This window comes from Microcoleus vaginatus FACHB-2002, assembly GCF_040004035.1.
Taxonomy (GTDB): Bacteria; Cyanobacteriota; Cyanobacteriia; order Cyanobacteriales; family Microcoleaceae; genus Microcoleus; species Microcoleus vaginatus_C.
This window is the reverse complement of sequence record NZ_JAMPLN010000075.1, coordinates 1-9,547: the sequence shown is the minus strand read 5'-3', so window position 1 is coordinate 9,547 and position 9,547 is coordinate 1. Positions and strand designations below refer to the sequence as shown.

Annotated in this window: 9 protein-coding genes; 5 read left to right on the top strand and 4 right to left on the bottom strand. The window is 46.1% G+C overall.

From position 1 onward, the window contains the following. Nucleotides 1-173 precede the first annotated feature (173 nt). Nucleotides 174-812, bottom strand: coding sequence for an imidazoleglycerol-phosphate dehydratase HisB (hisB, locus tag NDI35_RS29320; RefSeq protein WP_333175893.1), 639 nt, complete (start codon nt 810-812; stop codon nt 174-176). A 207-nt stretch (nt 813-1,019) separates the two neighbouring features. Continuing rightward, nucleotides 1,020-1,796 carry an enoyl-ACP reductase FabI gene (gene fabI, locus NDI35_RS29315; RefSeq protein WP_333038047.1) on the bottom strand — a complete coding sequence of 259 codons (777 nt, stop codon included), beginning with the start codon at nt 1,794-1,796 and terminating at the stop codon, nt 1,020-1,022. 329 nt (nt 1,797-2,125) lie between these two features. Between fabI and ntcA the strand changes: the two genes are divergently transcribed. The 3 genes from ntcA to NDI35_RS29300 all read left to right on the top strand — a co-directional run bounded on the left by ntcA (nt 2,126) and on the right by NDI35_RS29300 (nt 4,976). Further along, nucleotides 2,126-2,791: a global nitrogen regulator NtcA gene (gene ntcA / locus NDI35_RS29310; RefSeq protein ID WP_006634020.1), complete on the top strand. Its 666-nt coding sequence runs from the start codon at nt 2,126-2,128 to the stop codon at nt 2,789-2,791. A gap of 77 nt (nt 2,792-2,868) precedes the next feature. Beyond that, the gene (locus NDI35_RS29305; protein WP_445315771.1) at nt 2,869-4,551 is read left to right on the top strand and encodes a DUF3084 domain-containing protein; all 1,683 of its coding nucleotides are present in this window, start codon (nt 2,869-2,871) and stop codon (nt 4,549-4,551) included. Nucleotides 4,552-4,580: 29 nt separating this feature from the next. Next, complete coding sequence (locus NDI35_RS29300) at nt 4,581-4,976, top strand: pre-16S rRNA-processing nuclease YqgF (protein WP_445315770.1); 396 nt, start codon at nt 4,581-4,583, stop codon at nt 4,974-4,976. 133 nt (nt 4,977-5,109) lie between these two features. Here the strand turns inward: NDI35_RS29300 and NDI35_RS29295 are convergent, their stop codons facing one another. Both NDI35_RS29295 and NDI35_RS29290 read right to left on the bottom strand, forming a co-directional pair. Beyond that, on the bottom strand, nt 5,110-5,556 hold the full coding sequence (locus tag NDI35_RS29295) for a hypothetical protein (RefSeq protein WP_445315769.1): 447 nt from the start codon (nt 5,554-5,556) through the stop codon (nt 5,110-5,112). Between the two features lie 458 nt (nt 5,557-6,014). Next, complete coding sequence (locus NDI35_RS29290; protein WP_445315768.1) at nt 6,015-7,595, bottom strand: photosystem II high light acclimation radical SAM protein; 1,581 nt, start codon at nt 7,593-7,595, stop codon at nt 6,015-6,017. 374 nt (nt 7,596-7,969) lie between these two features. Here NDI35_RS29290 and NDI35_RS29285 point away from each other — a divergent pair, with 374 nt between their 5' ends. Next, the gene (locus tag NDI35_RS29285) at nt 7,970-8,359 is read left to right on the top strand and encodes a DUF1830 domain-containing protein (protein WP_445315767.1); all 390 of its coding nucleotides are present in this window, start codon (nt 7,970-7,972) and stop codon (nt 8,357-8,359) included. A gap of 237 nt (nt 8,360-8,596) precedes the next feature. Then, nucleotides 8,597-9,181 carry a hypothetical protein gene (locus NDI35_RS29280; protein WP_445315766.1) on the top strand — a complete coding sequence of 195 codons (585 nt, stop codon included), beginning with the start codon at nt 8,597-8,599 and terminating at the stop codon, nt 9,179-9,181. Nucleotides 9,182-9,547 lie beyond the last annotated feature (366 nt).

The following is a 9,547-nucleotide window of genomic DNA, read 5'->3' as shown; positions in this document are numbered from 1 at the left end:
TTTTGAGTCAGAAATACTCTTAATCGAGCGCCCATATATTAATTACCTCACTAAAGCTATACCTTTCTTTATGTATCTTAACATAGTTTTGTTTTTTTTCGCCGACCTACTTAGCAGATCTATTTTGATTTACAGGTTTGCAGTAGCCCAGAAGCGCTACTGCAAACCCCAAACTACAAAACCCCTTTAGAACTCGGAATCCGACTGGCGCGCCGCGGATCGATTTCTACCGCCATCCGCAGAGCTCGCGCAAATGCTTTAAACGCCGCTTCTACAATGTGATGAGAATTTCCGCCCTGCAACTGTCGAATGTGCAGTGTCATTTGAGTGTGGTTCACCACCGCCGAAAAAAACTCTTTCACTAATTCGGTATCGTAAGTGCCGATCCGCTGGTTGGGAATTTCCAAGCTGTAACTTAAGTGAGGGCGTCCCGAAAAATCTAGCACTACCTCAATTAAAGCTTCATCCAAAGGTGCGATGAAATGCCCGAAGCGAGAAATGCCCGATCGATCCCCGACAGCTTTTGCTAGGGCTTGGCCCAAGGTAATTCCCACATCTTCGTTCGTGTGGTGGTCGTCAATCTCCAAATCCCCGATCGCCTGCACGTCCAAATCGATCAATCCGTGAGAAGCAATCTGGTGCAACATATGGTCTAAAAACGGAATCCCCGTAGACGCCTTGCAAGTTCCCACACCGTCGAGATTGAGGCTGGCCGTGACATCCGTTTCCAGTGTCGTGCGTTTCACCAAGGCGGCCCTAGCTGGTTGAACTGAACTTGTAGGAGGTAGAGAAGGGCGATCGATTATCTCCATAATTCGCAATGGGTCATTCATTAGTTATTGATAATTAGTAATTGAAGATTACAGCTTGAGCAGCGCTGATTCTCAAGTGTTTAGTTAAGAGAATTATCCACAACTCAAAACTCTCGAAAGGGGCGGCTTTTGCATAAAACTTACTTGTTAAAGTTAAAGTTTATTGTCTCAACCCGCCCCTACATAACTCAAAATTCTCGACAACTGTTACATTCCCATGATTTCGTAACCGGCATCGACATACAAAACTTGACCCGTAATTCCGCTAGCGAGATTGCTGCACAGAAAAGCCGCAGCATTTCCCACTTCCTGTTGAGTCACCGTCCGCCGCAGCGGGGCCACTTCCTCAACGTGGTGGATCATGTCCAGAATACCGCCAACTGCTGACGAAGCCAGAGTCCGAATCGGGCCAGAAGAAATCGCATTTACCCGAATATTTAACGGGCCCAGTTCAGCAGCCAGATAGCGAACATTCATTTCCAAAGCCGCCTTAGCAATTCCCATCACATTATAATTAGGAACAACCCGGACGCCGCCCAAATAAGTCAGGGTCACAATACTGCCGCCCTCGGCCATCAGGGGTTTAGCAGCAGCACAAAGCCGCACCAGCGAGTAAGCGCTAATATCCAAAGCATTGGAGAAACCTTGACGCGAAGTGTTGGTGAAATCTCCCGAAAGTTCGTCCTTGCCAGCAAAAGCCAGACAGTGGATCAGGATATCTAACTTGCCCCACTTGTCGGCGATGGTTTGAAAAGTAGACTCAATTTCGCTCTCGTCTTGGACATTGCAGGGCAAATACAGACTGGGATTGAGCGGTTCCACCAGTTCAGCGACTTTGCGCTCGTGCTTGCCTTTCTCGTCCTTCAAATAAGTTATGCCGAGGTTGGCCCCAGCTTTGTGGAGCTGCTGAGCGATGCCCCAGGCGATCGAGCGATTGTTGGCAATGCCCGTAACAAGAGCATTTTTTCCGGTCAAATCTATCATCTGTAGTTTATCTAAAAGCAACTTGCACCGTTCTCATTGGCTCTATGCGACAACCCCGCCAGTTTAGACACAACTGATTCAGATTTAACTGATTGAGACACAATTGAGACACAATTGAGACACAATTGATATTAATTTTGCTGTGGAGCTACATGGGGGGGGAATTGAAAAAGTTAAGAGAAGGGCTAGATTTAATCATACAGCGTGTGTTTACCTTAATATTAGATGGAAGTAACCGAATCCTTGCATATTGGAGGTTGGGAAGTATATTTACTCAATAAGGTTAATCCGCAAGTTATAAAGTATTGATTAGTACAAAGGATCTAGTCGTGACGCATGATAGACCGCTAGCAGCCGTGTTCCGCCAAATCAGCGGCGGGGCGTTTCCACCCATTGTGGAAACCTTTGAACGGGGCAAGACAATTTTTTTCCCTGGAGACCCGGCTGAGCGCGTCTACGTTCTCATTAGAGGTGCTGTGAAGCTCTCCAGGGTGTACGAAGCAGGTGAAGAAATTACAGTCGCCCTCCTGCGCGAAAATAGCGTATTTGGGGTGCTGTCTCTGATTACGGGACACCGATCGGACAGGTTTTACCACGCGGTAGCCTTTACGCCGGTAGAGTTGATATCGCTGCCGATCGAACAAGTCGAGAAAGCGCTCAAGGAAGACCCGGAATTGTCGATGGTGATGCTGCGGGGACTCTCATCTCGGATTTTGCAAACCGAGATGATGATTGAAACGCTGGCGCACCGAGATATGGGTTCGAGACTCGTCAGCTTTTTGCTGATTCTGTGCCGGGATTTTGGCGTGCCCGGTACAGAGGGGATTACGATAGATTTGAAGCTGTCCCACCAGGCGATCGCCGAGGCGATCGGCTCGACACGGGTAACGGTGACTCGTTTGCTCGGGGATCTCAGACAAGAAACCATGATCTCGATCCACAAGAAAAAGATCACAGTCCACAACCCGGTGGCTTTAAGCCAGCAATTCACTTGATGCCGAGAAAGTATAGGATTTTGGATTTTGGATTTTAGATTCAATCCAAAATCCAAAATCCAAAATCTAAAATCGGAATGACTGCTGGATACATCCTGGTATTTGTAATTTTAGTGTTGGGGGGTGTGATCGCCACTGTCAGCGATCGCCTTGGGACGAAAGTCGGCAAGGCAAGGTTGAGCTTGTTCAAGCTTCGCCCCCGCGATACTGCTGTTGTTGTGACAGTGATGGCCGGCAGCATCCTGTCAGCACTTACTCTGGGCATTTTGTTTGCTACTAGCAAGCCGCTGCGAACGGGAGTTTTTAGAATAGACGAGATTCAAAAAAGGCTCAACAACGCCCGCAGAGAAATCAACCAGGCTACTCAAGAAAAAAATCGAATTGAAACTGAATTAGCTCAAGCAAGAGCCGCTCAAGCGCAAGCTAGAGCCAATTTAGAGCAAATAAATCAATCCCTCCAAGCAGCTAATGCTGAGCAAGCTCGGACGCAAACAAAATTAAATTCGCTGCGGACCCAGCTCAACAGCGTGCAAGCAGCCAAGTCTAAAACTGAACAGCAGTTAAGTCAGGTAGAAGTGGCTAAATCTCAGACAGAAGAACAGCTCAGGAGTGTGGAAGCGGCTAAATCCCGCACCGAAGAACAATTGAAACTGGTCGAAACGGCCCGATCGAATACACAAGCTCAGCTCGATCGCACCGAGAACCAATTGAAAACAGTTTCTGCTCAAAAAACGACTTTAGGAGCGGAAATCGCCCAACTGCAAGAGGAACGCCAACAGTTAATCGAGCAGGTAAAAACTCAAATTGCCCAGCGAGACGCAGAAATTGCCAAGCGAGACGCCGAAATTGCCCAGCGGGACAAGGAAATTGTCGATCGCAACGAACTAATTGCCCAGCGAGACAAGGAAATTGCTCAGCGGGTGCAAAATCTGGCTGAGCGCGATCGAATAATTGTCGAGCGCGACAAAGTAATTGCCGAGAGGGAAGCACTGTTAGAAACCTTGGCACAGCAACAAGCTCAACTAGAAAAGCAACAAACTTTATTGCAGCAGCAAGTGCAAGTTTTGGAACGCGACTTTCAGGCAATCCGCGAGGGTACAGTTGCCATCAGGCGCGGTCAAATTTTAGCTGCTGGCGTGGTTCGCATTATCGAACCCGGTATGGCGAGTCGCGCGATCGATCGGCTTTTGCAAGAAGCAAATAAAACCACCGTGGGACTCATGCAGCCGGAAAATAGGAAGGTTAGAGACCAGGTTATTCAAATTACTAAAGCAGAAATCGATCAACTAATTAGTCAGATTAAAGACGGTCAAGACTACGTGGTGCGGATTGTCGCCGGCGCTAATTACCTGCGGGAAGAAAAGGTAATTAAGGTATTTGCAGAAGCAGAAATCAATCGAGTTGTTTTCCGCGCTGGAGATGTGATTGCAGGGGTTGCTGTCGATCCCGTGACTTTGACCGACGAACAGGTGCGACAGCAGTTGCTGCAATTGATAGAAGCTTGTCAATTTCGCGCTCGCCTGATCGGTGTTGTCGGCGGTAGAGTTCAAGTGGCCGACAATCGGGTTGAAACTTTAGCTGGTTTTATCGAGCAGTTGCAGCAGTTCGAGAAACCGCTGGAAGTTCAGGCGATCGCTGCAGATGTCACTTACATCGCCGGCCCGCTTAAAATAGATTTAGTTGCTCTTGAAAACGGAGCCGTTGTTTTCCGCACCGGACAACAAACACAAGGCCCCGGAGATTTGAAAATTAAAAAATAAATTTGGTAATTAATAATGGGTAGCTGGCTATGATTTTAGGTTTCGATCCAGGTAAAGATAAATGCGGCCTAGCTGTAATGGGTAGAGATAAGAAGGTCTGCTACCATCAAGTTGTGCTGTCGGAAGCAGCGATATCTACTATTCAATCTTTGTGCGAACAGTTTCCCATTGAGTTATTAGTGATGGGAGATCAAACGACTTCTAAGAGTTGGAAACAAAAACTGACGCAGAGTTTGTCGCCGGAGATCGAAATTGTTCGGGTTGACGAGAGGTTCAGCAGTTTGGAAGCCAAGGAACGCTACTGGGAAATGTACCCTCCGACGGGACTTTCTCGCTTGATTCCCCAGGGGATGCGGACTCCGCCGCGGCCGGTAGATGATATAGTGGCTATCGTCCTAATTCAGAGGTATTTAAACAAAAGTTAGTCAATTTTATAAGCGTTACCACTGATTCTTTTTGATTATTAAGGAATCAATATGTTTGGGCAGCTCTTGAAGTTTTTACTTAAATAAAATACACTCTAAATTTAGTGAATTTATCATTAAATAACAGTTAGTGTTACTTGATGACAGCTTCGGTCAAGATTACCTTACCATTCTGCCGGACTTGCAGGCGTTGCGGGTTAATCGAATAGATAATATTGCCGTTAGTCGCTTCATAAGTTCCGTCGTCACCTGTCGTTACTTGCATGACATTGATTTGGCTGCCATTTATTTTGCTGAGGCCTCGGTAAAAAATATCGCCTTCCTGGGTTTTGCAAATGTATATAGAAAAGTTGGGCGTTGCGAAAAATTGCACCATTTCGGCCCTCGGACATCCCTCAACTTGAGCAATTTGCAGCGGTTGATTGTTGCCCAAAGTGTTGGGTGCGATCGCCCCAACTTTGGCAATCGGTTGATTTAGTGGAGTTGCTTTTGCTGAGGCTGTCAAAAAGCCTATCGCACTAATGCCTGCTATAACTAGACCTACTCCTTTAATGCCCTTAGCTCTATCTTTATAAAACATCTTGTCACTCCTGGTTTTAACTATATAATTACATCTTAAGCGATCTTTGCTGGATATTAATAATATTTAATATCAGAGGTGAAAGGTGCAGGAATACGGTACACTGTCGGTTTAAGTAAGGTGCGAGCTGTGCACCCTACACCAGTAAAAATACATAAGTATGTCAAGGCGATCGAAGGAAAGCAATCTCTTGCATTTATGACATTTTTAAGATTTTATGACTTGTTCGCGCTGATCTGAGAAACCGGGTTTCTTGATATATTTCTCGTTACTAAACCTTTAATTTTGCTAGAAACCGGGTTTCTCGCCTCCCATGCGATCGCGAACTGACTCAGTTACAGGGTAATCTTTATTTGCGGTTAGCTATTTAGTGAATAATAAAAAGGGAAACAGAAGATAAAATTTTTCTCCCATTTCCCATTTTTAAATAACCGTCGTCCTGACTGCGAACCTGGTAATTAATTAACTGCTGCCAACTGTTTGTCTTTGATTTCCACAGGCGCGGTTAATGCCTCTTCCAATTCCGCACAGCCGAGTTTTTCCTCCAAAATAGCCATCACTTCGCGGCCAAAATCATTGGAATTCCGCTGCCAAGCTTCTAAACAAATCTGTCCGAAAAAGGAACCCAAAGGCTCGGGATTCCACAGCAATTTGCGCGCTGTCCAAGGCATCAAACTCATGGGATCGTAACCAGGTTGCAGAATCTCCTGTTTAAAGGCGTATTCTTCCAAAATTGTGTGCGGCTGCAACCCAATAAAGAAAATCGCTGGTTCTACTTTATCTGCTCCGAAAATTCGCTCTAATTCTCGGTGATAAGCAATAGTTTGTCGGATGGTTTCAAAGGTTTCGTCAATGACGTTAAACGAGTAATTCACGGAAACCACATCGTTGTAACCGGCTGCTTTTAAATCGCGGCAATTTTCCAAAACTACTCGCAAGTTGTAGCCCATCCGCATTTTGCGAACCAGTTCCTGGGAACCGCTGGTGATGCCGATTTCAAAGTAATTCATCCCCGTTTTTACCATCAAATCGCACAACTCTGGTGTGAGATTGTCCGCACGGATGTAAGCAGCCCAGTGTATGTCGTCCATGCCGGCGGCGATGATTTTTTGCAATAATTCAACTGCATCGTCGATGAATTTGCGTGCTGGGATAAATTGAGCGTCGGTAAACCAGAAATTGCGGATACCTCGATCGTACAATTGCCGCATTTCCGCCACCACCTCATCCGCCGGATTGATCCGCACTTGCTTGCCTTCAATCACCGTATAAATGCAGTAACAGCAATTGTGAGGACAGCCGCGCTTGGTTTGGACTCCGACGTAGAAGTCCATATCTTGTAGATAATAGGAAAATTCCGGCCAAATCGTTTCGATGTAGTTATAATCGCAGGCTGTTTTCTCGATGTTGGCTGGCTTTTCGTGAATTAGCTTCGCGCGCGGCACAGTTTCGCCCACCACATAACACCTTTCCTCGGCCAAATCTTCGCCCTTAATCAACTTCTCCAGCAAAGCTTCGCCTTCCCCCACCGAAACCACAGTTCCCGTCGGCAAACTGCGTCCCAACTGCTCGTAAAACACGCTCACAGCACCGCCGCCGACCACTGCACGAGCTTCGGGGCGGTATTTCCGGGCCCGCTTCAATCCGCGCTTAATCAGTCCCAAATTGCGCCAGAGTTCGGTGTAGTAAGACGCGGCTAAACGCAGTCCTCCGAGTGCTCCCCGGAACTTGATCAGCGGATTTTTGGCGTAGTAAAACTCGAAGGCATTTTGCAGCGGGTTGCCGCCCCTGCCGCCCACGGGCGCGTAAATTTGAATGTCGCGCCAAGAGAAAACCAGCAGAGTCGGCTTAAACTCGTCTATGCTGGCATCCAAAGCTTTAGCGAAATCCAGGGGGGGTACGGCACCTAAATCGAAAATGCGCTGTTCGACATCGGGAAACAGCTTGTGTACGTGATCCGATAGATACACAACTCCGATCGGGAAAATAGGATTGCAAGGGAGGCGAACGTACAGGACTCGGTTTTCTCGGTTTTCCATGATTGCCATATCCTAAAGTGGAACTTTTTCAGCTATGTTAATATTCTTTTAATATAACTTTACAATCTATCTAATTTTCGCAATTTGACATTAAATATTCTTAAATTTTTCTATTGGGTTCAAGGCCGAGCTTGTTGGTGTCGATCGGCGACAGCAGCAGAAAAAAGCTAATTTTTAAGTCAATACAGCGTATTTTGACTGAAAATCCCAGCGCAGAGTCAAAAAAACCATATTTATCCCGTTAGAGTTTAAGTTAGGTACGATCGGTCTCTCATGTATTAGGGAGTTGGTAGTCGGCTTTACAGTAGGCGGGATCACCTAGTGTTAGCCTGAGAAGATAACTAAAACTTTTAGGCAAGGCTCCCTCAGCAGTTATGGCTCAAATTCTTGACCCCGTACCCTCAAACATTGACAGCAAGATTCTGTGCTGCTACGTCAACGCCACCAGTCAAATTCAGATTGCTCGTATCACCAACATTCCTAACTGGTACTTTGAACGAGTGGTGTTTCCCGGACAGCGTTTAGTGTTTGAAGCGATGCCGGCGGCAGCATTGGAAATTCACACCGGGATGATGGCTAGTGCAATTTTGTCGGATAAAATTCCTTGCGATCGCTTGCAGATTAACGAAGGCCCCTATTCAAACGTCAATCCTAGCAGATCCCCAGAGGCAGTTCAGGGCGATCGAACAATCATGACCGGCCGCCCCAAATCCCGAGAAATCTCAGAACCTTTGACTGTACCGGCACTAACCGCCGTTGATTAATCGAAGTTGTGAGTTTTGAGTTATAAATTGTCAGTTAATTGATAACTCTGCGCTCAAAATTCCAACTTCAGCAAAGTGGTAAAAACTCAACACTTAAGAATCAAAATTTGTGAAATGAATTTTAGATCAAAACTCCCGACTGCAAAGATTGTCTGGTTTTTCCTATTTCCCTGAGTTTGGTTGGCGGGTTCGACAACTGTGCAAAAATATCATTAAACAGCTTCTCGAATTTCAGCCATGTCAGCACACCCTATCGCCTCTTCCCCATCTTCTGCCCCAGTATTTGAGCCGGCGATATTCCGGCTTTCTCCCCTGATTAGAATCACGCTGTTGAGCTTGTACACAGCCCTGACAATTCCATTGCCGTTTTTGTCGGAAGTAACCCAAGCACCGGTTCCCCCGGCGGCACTCTGGGTGGCAATTTTTGTCGGGGCTGTGGGCCTCTACGGCGTGCTCAGTGAAAGGGTAATTTTGAGCGAGGAGGGGATTGAAGTCACATATCCCAACTGGTTTCCGCGTTGGTTTCGCAAGGGTTGGTCGCTACCTTGGACTGAGGTAAAAGCTCTCAAACCTCGATCGACCGGTCAAGGAGGTTTAGTTTACTATTTTTTGAGTCATTCGGGTGAAGGTTATTTGTTGCCAATGCGGGTGGCTGGATTTGGTAAATTAGTCGGTTTGGTGGAAGCAAAAACAGGTATTGATACTAGAGATGTCCGCCCTTTATCGCAGCCTTGGATGTATCTTATTTTACTTTTATGTACGCTGCTGCTGCTGTTGGTGGATGCGTGGACTATTGTAACTGCTATTAGCCTGAAAAATTAAATAATTAAAGTAATCACTTATGATTTAATAAGCTGTTTTGCATTGAAACTGTGATACCAGCATTAGGCTTTTTTTTGGTTGTTCGCCATTTAATAATCAACTCTCCTTCATTTAAGAGGCGATGCAATAGACCTATCCAAAAACTTCCAACCCACATTCCGCAGATATTCAAGCAGAAGGAAAGGAAGATAAATTCGGAAACACAAAACTCCCAAACGATTGCCGTGCAATCGTTTGGGAGTTTTTAGTGTATAATAGATTTCTGCAGTAAAGCAACTCTAAAAATCATGAACCAGCCATTATCGGGGATAAATATCGTAAATTTAGACCACTTGGGAATAGTAGCCGGGATAATAGATGAAATGG

Excerpts from the sequence above, each read along its gene's own strand:
- hisB (WP_333175893.1), bottom strand. The coding sequence starts at position 812 with ATGGAGATAATCGATCGCCCTTCTCTACCTCCTACAAGTTCAGTTCAA.
- fabI (WP_333038047.1), bottom strand. The coding sequence starts at position 1,796 with ATGATAGATTTGACCGGAAAAAATGCTCTTGTTACGGGCATTGCCAAC.
- NDI35_RS29305 (WP_445315771.1), top strand. The coding sequence starts at position 2,869 with ATGACTGCTGGATACATCCTGGTATTTGTAATTTTAGTGTTGGGGGGT.
- NDI35_RS29300 (WP_445315770.1), top strand. The coding sequence starts at position 4,581 with ATGATTTTAGGTTTCGATCCAGGTAAAGATAAATGCGGCCTAGCTGTA.
- NDI35_RS29295 (WP_445315769.1), bottom strand. The coding sequence starts at position 5,556 with ATGTTTTATAAAGATAGAGCTAAGGGCATTAAAGGAGTAGGTCTAGTT.
- NDI35_RS29290 (WP_445315768.1), bottom strand. The coding sequence starts at position 7,595 with ATGGAAAACCGAGAAAACCGAGTCCTGTACGTTCGCCTCCCTTGCAAT.
- NDI35_RS29285 (WP_445315767.1), top strand. The coding sequence starts at position 7,970 with ATGGCTCAAATTCTTGACCCCGTACCCTCAAACATTGACAGCAAGATT.
- NDI35_RS29280 (WP_445315766.1), top strand. The coding sequence starts at position 8,597 with ATGTCAGCACACCCTATCGCCTCTTCCCCATCTTCTGCCCCAGTATTT.